This window comes from Marinimicrobium hydrolyticum, from assembly GCF_030848505.1.
Classification (GTDB): domain Bacteria; phylum Pseudomonadota; class Gammaproteobacteria; order Pseudomonadales; family Cellvibrionaceae; genus JAVDDU01.
Genome location: NZ_JAVDDU010000002.1, coordinates 572,480 through 588,635 on the forward strand (window position 1 = coordinate 572,480; position 16,156 = coordinate 588,635).

A 16,156-nucleotide genomic window follows, 5' to 3' on the forward strand; every position below is an offset into this window, starting at 1 on the left:
GGAGCAAGGAACATGCCTTTTTTTTCTGTTGTCATACCGACATTTAACCGCGAAAGCATGGTGGCAGATGCCATAGAAGCGGCGCTGAGCCAGGATTTTACGGACTACGAAATTATAGTAGTTGACGACGGTTCCACAGACGGCACCGCACGAATTGTAGAAGCCTACGGAGCCAAGGTTCAGTATTACCGCCAAGACAATGCGGGTGTGGCTACAGCCAGGAACACCGGGGTAGCGCTATCCCACGGCGAGTACATTTGCTATTTGGACAGTGATGATCTTTGGCCACAAACCAAATTGTCAGAGTATAAGGACGTCATAGACCAAAACCCTGGCGCGCCCTTTATCTTCTCTGACTTCCATAAGCATAACGTCAAGAACCCAAAGCCCTACGAAATTTCAAATTCGGAGATTTTTCCATATATCTTTGATTTGGCGGAACCGGCCGGCCAAAACACCTACACACTGAAGGGCGATTCTCTACTGCGCTTATTGTTGCGTGGTTATCCCTTGTATCCCTCGACCTTCGCCATTCACCGGTCAGTGCACAACCACTATCGATGGGATCCAGGCATACTTAAATCCGAAGACTTTAATTTGGTTCTCAAGCTCAGCTGTCAGTATCCGTTTTTGTACATTGATCAGAGCTTGGCAACCGTGAGGGTGCACGACTCCAACAAATCGTCGGACTTTATCACCAAAAATCATATTAATACCGCCAGTATGAAGCTACTGCGTGATTTGTACTTACCCAAGTCCAAACGCTCACTCTGCAACCACTATATTTCTCAGAAGTACTTCGGTGACGGCACCAGCTACTTTAAGAAAGGCCTGTACAGGCTTTCTGTCGCCAATATTGTTCGCTCCCTGGGCTTCCGGGAAAACTGGGTAAGGTTAATGAAATCCACGGTAGGGAAACTCTGGAGGCGCGAAAATGCCCAGTAAGTCCGGCGTTCTAGCAGTAGGAAACTTTGACTCGAATATAGGTTACGCCTGGCGGCTGATGGAGTCGCTATGGTGTGACCTGGCCAAGGTTATGAGCGAGAGGGGGCACGAAATGCATGTTTGTTTTCCCTCGATATCGGTGGTTCCCGCCTGCCTGATCGAACACGACTATCAGGCCCATACCCTAGATTTTACAGACAAGTCTCTGACCGGTGTATTAAATCAACTCAAGTTTTTACGCCAAAACTCTATAAAGGTCGTGTACTTCACCGACGCCCGTACGGCGGCTTTTCGATATGCCCTGTTTCGATTCGCAGGTGTTGAAAAGATCATCATTCACGACCATACACCGGGCGTTCGCACGCGCCCTGGGCGACTCAAGAGTTGGTACAAGGGCCTTTTGAACCGTCTTCCGCTGATTTCCTGCTCTGCGTGCTTCGCGGTCAGTCCTTACGTGGCTGATCGGCTGCATACGGTAAACTGCGTTCCAAAGCGTAAAATTCACTGTGTCACCAACGGCATTGCGGTGGGCACCCCTCCCCCTGAACGAGGTGAAAAAGATAAACTGACGGTCGTAACTGTAGGCCGGGCCAACTATTACAAAGGGATCGACTTTGCGATCAAGGTGGTTGAGCATTTAGTGAAGAATCTAGGTGTAACCAACCTGAATTATGTTCTTTTTGGTGACGGGCCAGACCTTGACGAATTTAAAGAATTCGCCGAGACGTGTGGTGTAACCCGACATGTAACGTTTGCTGGCGCTGTCAGTGATGTCCCTGAAAGACTTGTGCAGTGCGATATCGCCTTCCACCCTTCTAGGGGTGAGGCAATGTCTTTGGCGATTCTAGAGTATATGCGTGCAGGCTTACCGGTGGTCGCCTCTGACAATCCCTCAGTCAGCTCAGCGTTGGCTCACAACGAGTATGCTCTCCTGTACCGAGAAGGCGAAGTCACAGAAGCAGCTGAGGCACTCAAAACCCTACTAGAATCCCCAGAAACCCGTCTGCGCCTCGGCTCAGCGGCCAGAAAAAAGGTCGAGTCTCAGTTCTCAGACGAGAGCATGTCGCGCCGATTTGTCGTAGCGGTAGAGGCCACAGTCCCGTTGACTCAAAGCGCCAAAACAGATTTCAAGTAACATTCGAGTACCGCACATGCAGAACAAATTCAAACGCAATATTGGCGACAAATCAGTTACAGATCAACTTTTCGCATTGCCGCGAACTTTTTCTGGTCACCTGAAATCGAACAAAAACATCTCGCACTGGTTCTATGTATATACAGCTTTAGCCACGAAAAGTAGCAGGAGCAGCGTATATGTTGGTTGAGTTTTGTGGAATCCAAGGCGCCGGAAAAACGACTCTATCAAGGGAGCTTAAGGAGCAGATACCCGGGGCCACACTGTCAAGAGGACGCTCCGATAGAAATTTTTTGATCCGATTTAGGCTTTTGCACCGAATACTTGATGGGCTTAAAGTGCCGCACCTGTTTTTCAGATGCCTACCAAAAGCCAGGAGCAAGGAGGAACTTGAGTTAATTTGTCGCCTCTGTTGCTATGAATGGCACAAAAAAACACTTGATGATGAAAAGGTTAATATTCTGGAAGAAAGTACTTATCACGCCCTTGCCAGGCTGGCTGGAATCAATAGCGGATACCTAAAGCTTGCAGCTCAAATAGCGCCACCAGATATTTTTGTATGGGTGACATGCAGAGAGGACATCGCCCTAGATAGAATACTCAATAGGCACTATGAAATTGATATTAACCACATGGAAAAAAATGAATCCCTTCACGCTTTATCAACCAGAAACATGATCATTAGCAGGATTGTCAGCAGACACGGTAAAAACGTATATAAAATAGACAACACGGATTCAGGCAAAGAGGAAGTCGCCTATATTGCGAAGTCAATTGTTAATAAGGTTAACAGTGCTTTCAGAAATTAACCTAGAGATCTGCCAACCCCACTCTTCCCTCAGTAACGCCACTCGCTTCGTCTAACAAGAGATCGGCAGCGGCCTGAAATTCAAAGCGTCGGGAGTGCGCTCGTATTGCTTCCTCAGACCAATTTTCCTGCTTAGCTTTCAGCAAAGCTTCGGTCAGAGCAAACTCGTCTCCCGGTTCCACTAAAACTCCTACATCCTTTGGTACCACATCGCGCAGAAAACCGCGATTGATAGAAATTACTGGCCGCCCATAGGTAAGTGCCAGCATAGCCGTCCCAGAAGTGAGCACCTCTTGGTAGGGTACACAAAGCACATCGCATGCGGAGATGTACATGGGCACATCCGCATCAGGAATAAAGCGGGAATCAATTCGTACATTAGGATTTTCTGCAGCCAAGGATTCGACTTCTTGCCGATAAGCGGCGCTGGAGAACTGTCCAGCAATCAATAGATAGTCACCGCTTGTAGCGATTCGATTGAACGCACGAATCAACCCGTGAACATTTTTGTAGGGCCGACAAAACCCAAACAGTTCGACGATAAAAGCATTTTCAGTAAACCCCAATCTTTCCCTGGCTTCGATACGGGACGGAGCCTTGGGGTAGTAGCCGTTCCAGTTTCCGTGAGGAATGCAAAGGCACTTACTCTTAGCAGTAGGAAATTTTCCGACAAAGACTTTTTCTGCTTCCTTACCATGCACGAAGATCCGACTTGCCAATCGGATCAAAAGGATACGTGCCCATACATCCACTTTGGGTACAGAACAGCGCTTGTGCGGCAGCAGATTATGAGCCGTCCAAAAAATCGCCTTCGCTCGAAAGTGAAGCACTAATAACAGTAGAACAAAACGAAAAAATCTCCAATAGATCCCTAGCGACGGCCCTTCTGAAGAATAGTAGAACGACGGCCAATGAAAGTGGACGACGTCCTCCGAACCAATGTTGGCCCACATCCACTGCCCGGACCATTCCCCCGCGATAACTTCTACTTTGGGCGACAGGGCACTGTAAAAAGCGTCAGTATACGCAGAACCGTTGTAAGGATAGGCGATAATTTTCACGAGTGATTCACTTTACTTTTGGCGTTAAAATCTGGAATTTCTCACTTAGCAAGTAGCGAAGAAAGCTTGTGTTCATCCGATCCGCTAACCAGCGGTACCCCGACCATTTCTGAGAAAGCAATAGAGACAACTTACTTCCAAAAACTTCCGAATCCTTGGCGATCTGATCGATCCGCTCTCCGTATCGATGCCCACTCGGGCCGGCGTAGTGGATAAAATAGCTTCGGAATCTCGTGTGAGTTTCGGGGATGACTCGAGTATGATTAAAGCGATACCCCAAGTCATGCACTTTAAGACCCAGAGCGTTGATTCGATGATTTATGAAGGGTTGGTCGTTCAGCAAGTTTCTATGCTTTGAACGGAACTCGCCTTTAGCCCACTCAGATAAACCAGGGGCGTCCGGGTTGAGCAGCTCTTTATGCTCTTTGCTCAGCACCATCATGCCAGCGTTAATATAGGGATTAACCCAATCGACCTGACCCAACACCTCCTGGGTGACCACCTTATCCCGGCCACTCTGCGAATACTTCTCTTCGTTCGCCGCACCGATGTGAGTTTCCGGCGTAAGATCAAACACAGAGGGTGAGTTAGGTGCGACTAAAATGTCGGTGTCGATGAACGCAATTCGGTCATATTCGGAGAACAGGTCGTATAACTGAAATCGCTCGTAGGTCGGAAGACCACAGCGCTCGCCCATCTTTTGCTGGTCCAGCACAACGAAATCTGCGCCACACTTCTTGGCATACTCGCTAAGCAGCGGATGTGTGAAACGAGACATTCTCCAAAATTTATCGCCAATAGTGATTGTGACGATAGCATTTCTGTTGGCTTTCATAACGGCCTCCTTGGCACTGGAAAGTGACACGGCTCACGAAGTAGCTTGCGCGCTTTCTTGCCCGTTCATTATCTACATCGAAATGCTCAAGGCAATGGCTTTAAAGAGACTGGGCGCACATTGCTTTGCTCGGGAGGATTGTACTGCCACTTTTTTACAGAAAGATGAATCCGAGCACGTTACAGGAATATTTATTCGGCGCCGAGCTACATAAAGAATTGGTTAAAGGACGGAAGAAAAGAAATAAAGCGTAAGAAAGTATTATGGAAGCGCTGGCATGAAATCACACAGGCGCCTAGCCCCCCCAGAAAAGGTTTGTTCGGGTTACGAAAGATTACAGCTCTCCGTGCCAAAGGTGGCGTCGCTTGGATACAACCTCTTTGAGTGATCCACGTGTTCAATTATCGATGATACAGAGGCTAAGCTTGACTCCAGATCGAAATTGTCCTCCATATGCTTTCGTCCCCAATTCCCGAGCATGTCTGCCGTACCCGGCTCGTCTAGTAACTTTTTCATGTAAGCCGCCATACCCGATACATCCCGCTCTCCCACCAGGTAACCTGTGCGCCCATGAAGCACCGCACTGCTTATGCCCGAATGACGGGTGGAAACTACGGGGAGCCCCGTAGCAGCCGCCTCCATAATGCTGTTGGGAACGCCTTCAATATCCCCATCGCGTGCCGTAACGGAGTGCTGGACGTAGCAACGCGCCCGTGACAAGCAGAGGGCGACTTGGTCTTGTGGTTGGGGCCCAGGCAGCAGGACGTTTTCCCGCAAGCCCAAGGCTTCTACGATGTCGTGCACGACCCCATCCAGCGGGCCTTGTCCAATTAGCTCCAGACGGGCTTTGGGAAATTCTTCGACCACCTCCTTAAACGCCATCAGTAAGAGGTGGGGAGCTTTCTTTTCAACAAACCTTCCCACACTCACGAAGACTTGGTCATTGTTGCTCGGGGTGATGGGTGAAAAATTCTGCAGATTGACGCCGCCAAATTCTACGTGGATCTTTTCCTCGGGCGCGCCCAACTTAACCAACCGCTCTTTTATGGCATACGACTTAGCAATAATCGCGGAGCAGGTCGAAAACATCTTGCGGTACTCGTCGCCAAAGTCTTCGACGGTTCTTTTCGCGGACGCATCGTAACCCCTAAAGTATACGACCAAAGGGATGCCGAGGTTTCGGCAAGCCGACTCAACCCGAAGCCCTAATGGGCCAAATTGCGCGAGGACAGCACGGGGTTTTATGTTTTTGATAGCAGCGTGGTAACTTCGACGACAACCCAGACGGTCGGCATGTTTAACGCCCAGCGCGCGATCCAACCTATGCAAAGCGCGCTTGTAGTAACTGGGTTCGTCAGCAGGACGGTCGGAACGAGCGGCGTAGCGGCCGTAGATGGCCACTGTTTTGAAGTGCAGCCCTTTTTCCTGAGCCGCTACGAACGTTTGTGTTAGGACTGAAGCTCCATCTTTCACTATGCACAACGGACCCTCAGGCCAGCGGGCCTTGGGTTTTGAAATCATGCCTTCCCCCTATTATTCCTTGTGTGGGACTTACTCCTCCAACAGCTCGGGCTCCCCCGTCATTTCCATAAGCTGCTTGAACGAAGCGTTCTTTTCCATCATATCTTGGCACGACCCTACACTCTCAACCGCTCCATGATCCATTAGGATGATGCGATCGGACATTTTTAGAGATGCGGGACGGTGAGAAATTATAAGAATAATAAGGTTATGCTTAATTTTGTTCAACGTCTTGAGCAGCTTGTATTCGGATTCCATATCCAAAGCACTTGTAGGTTCGTCCAGAACCAAAAGATCACTCTGCTTGTATAGGGCACGGGCTATGCCAATTCTCTGGCGCTGGCCACCGCTAAGCAATTTGCCATCTTGACCCAGGTTGGTCTTCAAACCCTTCGGAAGCTCGTCGACAAAGTCATCGGCATTTGCCATGGTTATCGCTTGCTTAACCCTATCCAGGTCAATCTTGTCTGCCGGTACGCCAAAGGCGACATTGTTGATAACATCGTCATCCAGGATAAAAATGCTTTGCGCGACATAGCTCAAGCTGTTTCTGAAAGCACTGAGATTATCGTTCGTCAGGGCCTGGCCATTAACAATAATGCTACCCGATTCCGGGGTGAGCAGCCCTAACAGCAAATCTGCAAGGGTGGACTTACCTGAGCCAGAATGACCGGCCAACGAATATATATAGCCGCGCTCAAACTGTAAGCTCACCTGATCCACCGCTCTTTGCCCCGCTTTCGGATATGAAAAAGAAACATCTTTCAGCTCGACGGTTTTAATGGGTATGGCTTCTTTGGCGGCAGGCGGCTCCTTGTATTTTTTCAGGGCTTCTACTTCGTCCAGCACCACCTTGGCGACGGAGCCATGGCCACTCAAACTGGAAATCGATTTGTACACCTGCTGCATCGTGGGCAGAAGTTTGTACCCGGCCAAGGCGTAGATACTAAGGATCGGCACTACCGATCGGATATCATCCTGGGTGGTTAAAAGCACCAGTGCGAGTATTAATATTGCGCCAAACGAAATGGATTCAATAATAAACTTTGGCAATTCTCCCGAAAGGGCAATGAAGGCCTGAGAGCGCAACCCTCTGACGTTTATGTCATCAAACTGCTTAATATAATTTCTTTCCATCGAGCCCAGCCTGACGTCCTTTATACCAATAAACGACTCCGACAGTATGCTTTGGACCTTACTATTTTTCGTAGACACCACTTCCCCATGACGAACGAGAGCCTTACGTAAAAATATATACGTCGCCAGGTATGAGCCCCCAATCAATACGGCCGCAATCAGTGCCAATAGCGGATCCAGGACCAACAAACCGATGAGGATGATCAACGCCACGAACAACTGACTGGTGAGAAGCAGGAATGGTTGAAAAACCATGTACACAAACCGCGGTATTTGTTGCGCTACGATGGATATTAGCTTGTTGTAATTCTTGGTTTTGTGGAATAGGTAATCCCTAAATAGAAAGCTTCGATAGACGGTTTGCTGTAGTTGGCTACCAAGCTTCACCGAAAACTTGTAGGTGAACCACATGGTGAGGCCCGCCACGGCGTTTGAGAGAAGAATCAGGGCTAGTGAACCTACTGCGGTGGCGAGGATAAACTGCATGTCAGTGGTGAACCCACCAATTTCATACGCATAAGACAGCACACGATTGGTGTGAATCATTTCCGGGTTTGAAAGTACGGAAATAAATGGACCAATACTGGCAATGCCTACCACCTGAAAAAATGCAGCGAGGAAAAAGAAAAGCTGTAGGCCAACATAGTATTTTATGGTTCGGCTATCGAGTACTTTAAAGATATTCTTAATGACAGTCAGGATATACATGTATTGTCTCTACTCATTCCCTAGTTTGGCCAGTGCAGGCTGCAGTAGCGTGTCATACAGCTGGCGCGTTCCTACCGCATTGGTTTCGGCACGGTAGCTGTGACCCAAGGCAACGTCTTGAGGCCCTTTACCGCTAAGATGATGAATTACTTGCTGAGCGTACCCCTCAACGGAATGGTCTTGCACGAGCAGTTGTGGGTAAGCCGCCAAAATCTCTGTGAGCCCACCAACATCGTGAGCAATCAACGGAGTGCCCAGTGCCAAAGACTCCAATGCCGTCATCGGAGTTCCCTCATGATCTGAGCACATAACGATGAGATCCAACGAGCTAATGCAAGCTGGCATATCCTCCCGGTGCCCGTGAAACCGTACCCAGCGGGCAACGCCAAGGCTTTCAGCCTGCTGCTGAAGCTGTTCCCGTAATCGGCCATCGCCAATGACATGAAATCGGAATTGGCGCTCGGGGAAGTGCGCCACAATAGCCGGCACCATACTCAGAAACAGGTCGATCCGCTTCACCGGCTCCAAGCGGCCTATTATACCTATATGCACGTGTTCTGGTTCAGACTGACGGAAATCGGCGGTTTTTACCTTGGATTGGAGCGCTGGGACATCAATGCCGTTATGAATAACGTGAATCATGCGCTCGGGAAATAGGTGCTGCAGTTTAAGGTGAAGATTGGCGGAAACAGCGATCACGCCTTGCTGAAGGAAGCGCCCCGTTAGCCTATCTGCCATGACCTGCAACCGCTGCAAGCCACGGGGGGCGAATTCCGGCGCGCCATGGCTGGTACGGATGGACTTGGCCCGGACACTGAGTACGTTGGCGATGCTGCCGAGAATATTCTCTTTTTGCCGATGGGTATGCACTATATGTGGCTGAAATCCGTTCATTTGACGACGGAGCTGCCTCACAATAGCCAAACTACCCATGCTCGTTTCGTCGAGAACCACAACCGGCACATTCAGCCGCTTTAGCTCCTGCTCCAACCGGCCCGGATTCATCAAAACCACTTGCAACTCACACTGGTGCTTTAAATGACTAAGCAAGGTATAAGCCTGTACCTCCGCTCCCGCCCAAAGATCACCGGAAATGATGTGCATTACACGCAGTGGTGATTCACTCATAACTGTTTGCGTTCGCATCCTTATCCGCAGCCGGCTCGCCGCCCATCGGTCTGCCGCTATGCCATCGCGCATGCTACCGCTAAAGCAACAACACTTAAAGTAGGAGTGTCGGGATTGTGTTGTATGGAATGCATAATTCTCAGGAATGGACCCTGACCGTAGGTCACTCTCCGGAGCACTCTACCAAGATCGAGGAGGCTTTACATAACATTGACGCATGTTGCATTATTGTGACATGGTGCCGAACCCACCCCCCAAACGCGCCAAAAGAACGATAAGCCACTTTGGACTTGTAGGGACCAGAAGCCAATGTTAGCCACTCCCGTCAAAGCGTTAATTAAATCTTCCCTGGAAGCCTTGTGCCTTGAGGTGAGGAGGATCGAGCGCGCCCCTGCGTTGGCGCCCGTGTATAAGTGCGTAGAGGAGACGCACCGAAAGGCAAACTCCGGCCGAAAAGCAGCTTACATGTGCCCCTTATCCGAGCTGCGAACATTTAACGGTTTTACGTTTTCCAACGATGGGTGGCACCCATTTGTCGCCACCACAGACGAATATCTCAATGCGGGCCACAGGGGATATACAGGTTCGATTTTGGAACAGTTCTACCAGAAATGGCAACCTAAGGATGCATTGGAGGCACTCATAGGCGCCAGTCACGGCCCAAAAGTTCTTCGTGAATTCCCGGCCTATACCTCGCACCTGCCCTGGCTGGAGATCCGTCCAGAAGAACGAGAAGCCGTAATGGCAAAAAATATTCGGGATGAGAATCGATGCGCGGGCAATATCAAGCTTGATGCATCATCCGGCTACGGTCTACACGGGCCAGTTAGCCCCGAAAAAGCAGAAATTGAGTACCGCCGTATCGTCCGCATTGCTGAGTCTATCAGCAAGCATGGCTTTGACCGCGCCAAGGCGGGTGAGGATGTTACCGTAACTGCTGTGGAGCGCGGGGGGGAATACCGGTTTTGTATTTCACACGGCCAGCATAGGGTGGCGGTTTTGGCCGCTCTCGGGCATGAGGAAGTTCCTGTTTCGCTGATCAGGGTTGTATCCCTGAATGAAGTCAATCATTGGCCACAAGTTTACCGCGGGGTGTGGTCTAAAGCTGAGGCTGAGGCCTACATTGATCACTTGTTCGAGTTTGACGCTCACCAATGGGCCGCCGCCCGTGGGCTGGTCTAGGTGACACAATAAAAATATTATACGCTTCTTTCTCCAAGCACGCCTCATAAGTCAACAAGGGCGCGCCACCCTACAGCTTTCCGTTCGTAAAGCTAGTGCCTTGCGGGAAGAACCCATGTTACATTTAGGTTAAACGCCCGAACTCCGTGGGGGCAGCGAAGAATGCTTTACCACTCTTCTAGGACTGGGGGCTTCTTTCAATGCTTAGACGTGCAGCTAAGGTCTTAGTCAAGCGCTCGCTAGGTGCGCTAGGACTGGAAATACGACGAATTGAAGGCGGTGACCCACCGGCTCCGGTGTACCGCGATTTGAAGGAAGCCCAAAGAAGGACCCGATCGGGCAACCGCGCCACTTATCAATGCCCACTATCCCAACTTTGCACCTTCAGCGGCCTTACATTTGACCCAGATGGCTGGCACCCGTTTGTGGCGACGACGAACGAGTATCTACGGGCAAACAGGGGCACTTATTCTGGCTCCGTTCTGGAGAATTTTTATCAAAAATGGCGGCCTACCGATGCGCTCGACGCTCTAATTGGCGCCACGGGGCCTGACATACTGCGTGAATTTCCCTCCTACACTCTACATTTTCCTTGGATGGATATACTTCCCGACGAGCGGGCCTCTGTAATGGCCAAAAACATACGCAATGAAAACCGGTGGTCAGGAAAAATTGACCTCACTGCGTCCTCGGGCTATGGACTACACGGACCGGTATCCCCAAAAAAGGGGCAAATCGAATACGCTCGAATCGTGCGCACAGCCAAATCCATCCGCAAGCACGGGTTTGACCGCGCCAAAGCGGGGGAAGACATCACCGTAGCCGCGATAGAAAGAGAGGGCGAGTACCGCTTTTGCATCATTCACGGCCAGCACCGCGTGGCGGCGCTCGCCGCCCTTGGTTATGAACATGTGCCAGTATCGCTCTCCCGAATGCTTTTTCTCAGCGAAGTTGAGCACTGGCCACAGGTCTATCGCGGTATTTGGTCTCGCTCTGAAGCTGTGGAGTACGTCAACCACCTGTTCGACTTCAAGCCCTACCCGTGGGCACGTGCCAAGGGGCTGGCAGGGTAGCGGGCAATTGTGGGTTTAGCCGCTAGATCATTAACTCCCACCCAAGGGTTTCCCTTTGCCATAGCCCATGCTGCCTGTAGAATATCGGGCACTTAAAGCCATGGGAGAGGTTTGTGATGTTGAAGACGCTATTTTGGCTGTTTGCCGTGGGATCGGTGTACAGTTACTTTCTTTATCCCATTATTTTGAAGTGCCTCTCTCTGCTGCGCGCTCGCGCCCCAAAGCCCGGCCAGGATCCCCAGCCATTGTCGTTGTCGGTTATTGTGACCGCTTACAACGAGGCGGAAAGAATTCGCGAAAAAATTGAGAACACCCTCGAATTGAGCTTTGATCCAGAGCGTTTGGAGCTGATTATTGCGTCGGACTGCTCTGACGACGGTACCGACGACATCGTTCGTGAATACGCCGATAAAGGTGTCAAGCTTGTACGCGCGGCTGAACGCCTAGGCAAAGAAAACGCCCAGAAGACCGCCATTGAACAAGCCAGTGGGGATGTGATCGTATTCTCTGACGTGGCCACCCGCATTCCACAGGACGCGCTGGTGGAGTTGGAGCGTTACTTTCAAGATCCTACCGTTGGTGCCGTGTCCAGTGAAGACCGGTTTATCAGTCAGAGCGGCGAGATCGCTGGCGAAGGCGCCTATGTGAAATACGAAATGTGGCTCCGGCGCCAGGAATCTCAGTTAGCTGGATTGGTGGGCTTAAGCGGTTCATTTTTTGCGGCACGCAAAACGGTTTGCGAACAGTGGGATATTCACTCCCCCAGCGACTTCAACACCGCCTTGAATGCGGCGCGTCTTGGCTTGCGCGCTGTGACCGCTCCTAAGGTATTGGGCTACTATCGCGACTTAAAAGACCCGCGCAAAGAGTACCTACGCAAAGTAAGGACTGTACTGCGTGGTATGGCCGGCCTGGCGCGGCATAAAGAAGTGCTGAACCCCGCGCGGTTTGGCCTGTTCGCCTTTCAGGTTTTCTCGCACAAACTTATGCGCTGGCTGGTGCCCTGGTTCCTGGTCGGGTTGTTTTTCACCACACTTCCGCTCATAAATACCCATCCCATTTTTATGGCGGCTCTTGTGGCGCAGGTACTTTTCTATGGCCTTGCGCTTTTGGGTCAACTGCTGCCGGGCACCCGGACCCAGGCGCTGGTAAAAATTGTTTACTTTTTTGTGCAGGTCAACCTGGCGATATTGGACTCCTCCATTAAATTTTTACGCGGCAATCGGATGACCACATGGAAGCCCTCCGCACGCTGATCAACGGCCACCTCCCTCCGGCCGGAGAACCCGTCCGGGGGGAGGTGACTACATCCACAAGCCACCCCGAGTTTCCCGGCTACGACACCCAATGGGTGGACTCTGGTACTTCAGCCCTGGCCTTAGCGTTGATCGCTGCACGCCGAATGAGAGCGGACGTAACCGCTCCCGAGGTGATCGTGCCCGGGTATTGCTGTCCGGACCTGGTGGCCGCGGCCCACTACGCCGGAATTAAAGCAGTAGCGGTGGACACCGCCGAAAACGATGCCGGTTACGACTTACAAGCTCTTGAGGAATGCGTAAACGAGCGCACGGTGGCGGTAATTGCCGTCAACTTTTTGGGCGTAAAAGAACGCTTATCGGAAATAGTACAGCGGTTGAAACCCGGCATTGCGTTAATCGAAGACAATGCTCAATGGTTTCCCGACGACTCCGAACAGAGGGACTTGGAGGGGGACTTTATTATTTTTTCCTTCGGCCGAGGCAAGCCCGTAAGTTTGTTGGGCGGCGGCCTGTTGTTGTTTAAAAAGAAGCACCGAGAAATGGTGCCCGTGGCGGATGAACCTAAACCGGAGTCCGTCGCACTCACTAAACTTAAGCACGGGGCCTACAATTGGCTGCTGCGTCCGCAGTTGTACCAACTACTCAATCGGAATCCGCTGATTAAACTGGGGGAAACCCGCTACCACCCCCTGGAACGGGTGCTGAGAATGGAATCCTATCGAGCGCAATTAGTCCCAGCCAACGTTCATGCGTACCGAGCCAGATCGCGCGCGACAGAACTGGCCTATGACGAGTTTCTTGACGGCCATAACCAGTTACACGCATTAAATTCCACAAGGCGTCGGCGGCTTTTGCGCTATCCCCTACTGTTAACCTCCAACCAGGAGCGAGACGACCTGCTCGCGCAACTTTGCCGTGCCGGGCTTGGTGCCACCGCCATGTACCAACGGCCGTTAGTGCAAATACCAGGGATGGACGATTTGGTCGAAGCACCTCACCCATGCCGCAACGCACAAAATTTTGCCAGCCGATTACTGACTTTACCCGTACATAGCGGTGTGACCGAAAATCACCTTAAGCGCACCCGCGCGCTCACGGGCCGCTAACGGAAGGCGGCCTTCCTGAAAGCTCGGAGAACTATTGGGAAGGCGAACGCTCGGACATCACATCCTGTGCGGCAGCCATGAGTTGGGGGAAGGAATCTTCGCAACTGCGCTCACCACACGTGGCCTGAAGAGTAATAATCGCAAAATGATTTTCTCCTGCGATTACCGCCGGGATCTGCAAAACCTTGGCCCAGGGAACCGTGGTAGCACTGTGGCTCCCCACTTCGAACCACTGCAATTGCGCCACAAAGGTATGGCTGTTGCGTCGCTGGAATACCGAAAAATTAGCGGCATTTTGTTGTACGGCTACCCGGCCACGATCTTCCCTCAACCAGGTGTTTTGGGGGTACAAATAAGAAAAATAAGGCACCAGTTTGTCATCTTCGCTCGCACGTTGGTACTGATCAATTCGAGCCCTAACGCCGGACGACAAAAGAGCGACCTCAGTGTGAGCTCTAGCGGGCGCCGTCACGGGCACCGGCATGGTCGCCTGCCGCGCACTTGAGGCCTCATCCCAGTGGCTTTCAAAAGGGCGAACTACCGGCTTCAAATCCACCGCTAGGCTCAAGGCCGGCCCCACAGCCAAGGCCAACAACACCAACATTAACCTAGGCTGTGAAAGCGCTGAAACGTTCGGAGTTTCAGCCTCATCCTGCGAACCTTCGGCTAGGGCAGCCTTGTCCTCTGCGCCCTTTCCAGCAGGCGCCTTAACCACAGGCGCAAAGTACAGTGCCGGCAAGCACAGTGCGGCGAACACGATCCAACCGAACGTCTCATGGTCCGTCATCAAAGAGCTTTGCATCTCGGTACGATAGCCGATCAAGATGAGTATAAAAATGCGTAGCCAGTTGGCCACCAGCCCAATGGTGGCGGCTGCGGCCAGTACAACCACCAGGCCTTTCTCGGAGTAGCGGTTTAGATAAGCCACCAAATAACCCAGCAGCAGCGAGATCACGAAATAGCGCAGCCCTGAGCAGCCATCGGCGATTAAAATGTGCCCATAGGGGATGAAAATGCTGTTGCCTTCAATACGCGCCGGCATGCCGATAAGGCGCACCAACTCCCCCACAACCAGGCTGCTGATATTGAGCAGCACACCGTTGAAACTGCCCCAAATGGGGATCACGAAGATCGGCAGCAGTAATAGCATGCGGTGGGCAAACACTGTACGCACACCAAACAGGCAGGTCAGTGCTAGAACCAACAGCGGTAAAAGCATCAGTTGTTCGAAAATTGAAATGCCCACAATATGGAATGCGAACCACAACAACGAACACACCGCCGTCGCCCCTGCCCACAAGCTAAATAGGGATTTGCTTGGTGGATGGCTTTGCCAGGGTAGAGTTTTTGCCAGCAAGTAAATGAAGATGGCCACAACCGGGAGGCCGTAGGACATATCCTGATCCCACTGCGTCCACCGGTGAAAGAGCCCAGTAAACGTAGAGGCATACAGCACCGCCCAGGCACCGACCAGTGCCAGGGGAAGGACACTACGCACTCGGAGCGAGGCGTGACTGTCACGTGATTGGTCGATAATCATAGCTGGATTACCGGTATTCGAAAGGCGTTTGGCCCGGATTGTCGGCGGGCTATCCCTTTATTGTAGAAACGCGCAGGCACACTGGCACCACGCCCGTTAAGGGTGCGATGCCGGTGTGCCTAAACGGTGCCGCTCTAACTTGCTTTGCTGGCCGCTCGGCGCCGAGCCAACCCCAGCCCCAACAACCCCAACCCCATCAGCAACAAGGTTCCAGGTTCTGCCAGGGTACCAATGGTTTTACCACTGAGTCCCCAGCCTTCGCTGTTGCTGCGGTCGAAGTTGAAGCTTTCGTTCAGCATGGGTTTATCGCCTGACACAGTAACATATTTCTCAGACTTGTCAGATGACCGGGCGTGAAGGTCGTTTAATGCGAACGGTGACCCGGCCCTAGCGGGATGAATGCGGGCGGTTTTATCACTCATTCCCTCCAGGTAAAAGCTGACAGCCTTAAAATAGCTCGCGTCCGAGTCTAGGACTGTACGATTTGCACCGCGATCTCGGCCAAAACCAATTCCCTCGCCAGTATCCTTGAAGCGCTCCTGATAGAAGCTTTCACCGAAGTCACTTTGCAAACTCGAGCTAATACTGTCGTCCGCGCCCACGCCAGTAGCTCCCAGGGAAGCTAGGACCAGCGAAGCGGTTCCGATTAAAGATCTGCTAACAATGCTCATACATAGTGCTCCATCCTTTGAGTGACGCAAAAAGTTCATTTTCGAAG

At 51.5% G+C, this 16,156-nt stretch carries 14 protein-coding genes; 7 read left to right on the forward strand and 7 right to left on the reverse strand.

The window, feature by feature from the left end; translation table 11 throughout:
• The first annotated feature begins 12 nt into the window (after positions 1-12).
• The 3 genes from RBH33_RS05680 to RBH33_RS05690 all read left to right on the forward strand — a co-directional run bounded on the left by RBH33_RS05680 (position 13) and on the right by RBH33_RS05690 (position 2,889).
• Positions 13-945 (forward strand): glycosyltransferase family 2 protein, encoded by a 933-nt coding sequence (locus RBH33_RS05680; protein WP_306731175.1) that lies wholly within the window; start codon positions 13-15, stop codon positions 943-945.
• Complete coding sequence (locus RBH33_RS05685; RefSeq protein WP_306731176.1) at positions 935-2,080, forward strand: glycosyltransferase family 4 protein; 1,146 nt, start codon at positions 935-937, stop codon at positions 2,078-2,080. The genes RBH33_RS05680 and RBH33_RS05685 overlap by 11 nt, the downstream gene beginning before the upstream one ends.
• Positions 2,081-2,259: 179 nt before the next feature.
• Positions 2,260-2,889 carry a P-loop nucleotide/nucleoside kinase family protein gene (locus RBH33_RS05690; RefSeq protein ID WP_306731177.1) on the forward strand — a complete coding sequence of 210 codons (630 nt, stop codon included), beginning with the start codon at positions 2,260-2,262 and terminating at the stop codon, positions 2,887-2,889.
• Position 2,890: 1 nt separating this feature from the next.
• On the opposite strand, the gene RBH33_RS05695 is transcribed toward RBH33_RS05690, so the two are convergent.
• From RBH33_RS05695 to RBH33_RS05715, 5 genes are all read right to left on the reverse strand, one after another.
• Positions 2,891-3,949, reverse strand: a complete 1,059-nt coding sequence (locus tag RBH33_RS05695; RefSeq protein ID WP_306731178.1) for a glycosyltransferase — start codon at positions 3,947-3,949, stop codon at positions 2,891-2,893.
• Positions 3,950-3,956: 7 nt separating this feature from the next.
• Complete coding sequence (locus RBH33_RS05700) at positions 3,957-4,784, reverse strand: glycosyltransferase (RefSeq protein WP_306731179.1); 828 nt, start codon at positions 4,782-4,784, stop codon at positions 3,957-3,959.
• Between the two features lie 324 nt (positions 4,785-5,108).
• Entirely contained in the window at positions 5,109-6,305 is a 1,197-nt protein-coding gene (locus RBH33_RS05705; protein ID WP_306731180.1) for a glycosyltransferase, read from the reverse strand.
• A gap of 30 nt (positions 6,306-6,335) precedes the next feature.
• Positions 6,336-8,150, reverse strand: coding sequence for an ATP-binding cassette domain-containing protein (locus RBH33_RS05710; RefSeq protein ID WP_306731181.1), 1,815 nt, complete (start codon positions 8,148-8,150; stop codon positions 6,336-6,338).
• A gap of 9 nt (positions 8,151-8,159) precedes the next feature.
• The gene (locus RBH33_RS05715) at positions 8,160-9,278 is read right to left on the reverse strand and encodes a glycosyltransferase (protein ID WP_306731182.1); all 1,119 of its coding nucleotides are present in this window, start codon (positions 9,276-9,278) and stop codon (positions 8,160-8,162) included.
• 465 nt (positions 9,279-9,743) lie between these two features.
• On the opposite strand from RBH33_RS05715, the gene RBH33_RS05720 reads away from it, so the two are divergent.
• The 4 genes from RBH33_RS05720 (at position 9,744) to RBH33_RS05735 (ending at position 13,898) form a co-directional block, all read left to right on the forward strand.
• A complete protein-coding gene (locus tag RBH33_RS05720) occupies positions 9,744-10,460 on the forward strand; it encodes a ParB N-terminal domain-containing protein (RefSeq protein ID WP_306731183.1) in 717 nt (238 codons plus the stop codon).
• 425 nt (positions 10,461-10,885) lie between these two features.
• Positions 10,886-11,533, forward strand: a complete 648-nt coding sequence (locus RBH33_RS05725; protein ID WP_306731184.1) for a ParB N-terminal domain-containing protein — start codon at positions 10,886-10,888, stop codon at positions 11,531-11,533.
• A gap of 116 nt (positions 11,534-11,649) precedes the next feature.
• On the forward strand, positions 11,650-12,789 hold the full coding sequence (locus RBH33_RS05730; protein ID WP_306731185.1) for a glycosyltransferase family 2 protein: 1,140 nt from the start codon (positions 11,650-11,652) through the stop codon (positions 12,787-12,789).
• A complete protein-coding gene (locus tag RBH33_RS05735; RefSeq protein ID WP_306731186.1) occupies positions 12,768-13,898 on the forward strand; it encodes a DegT/DnrJ/EryC1/StrS family aminotransferase in 1,131 nt (376 codons plus the stop codon). Before RBH33_RS05730 ends, RBH33_RS05735 begins: the two co-directional genes overlap by 22 nt.
• Before the next feature lie 31 nt (positions 13,899-13,929).
• Here the strand turns inward: RBH33_RS05735 and RBH33_RS05740 are convergent, their stop codons facing one another.
• Both RBH33_RS05740 and RBH33_RS05745 read right to left on the reverse strand, forming a co-directional pair.
• Positions 13,930-15,438, reverse strand: coding sequence for an exosortase/archaeosortase family protein (locus tag RBH33_RS05740; RefSeq protein WP_306731187.1), 1,509 nt, complete (start codon positions 15,436-15,438; stop codon positions 13,930-13,932).
• Between the two features lie 134 nt (positions 15,439-15,572).
• Positions 15,573-16,109, reverse strand: coding sequence for a PEP-CTERM sorting domain-containing protein (locus RBH33_RS05745; RefSeq protein WP_306731188.1), 537 nt, complete (start codon positions 16,107-16,109; stop codon positions 15,573-15,575).
• Positions 16,110-16,156: the final 47 nt, after the last annotated feature.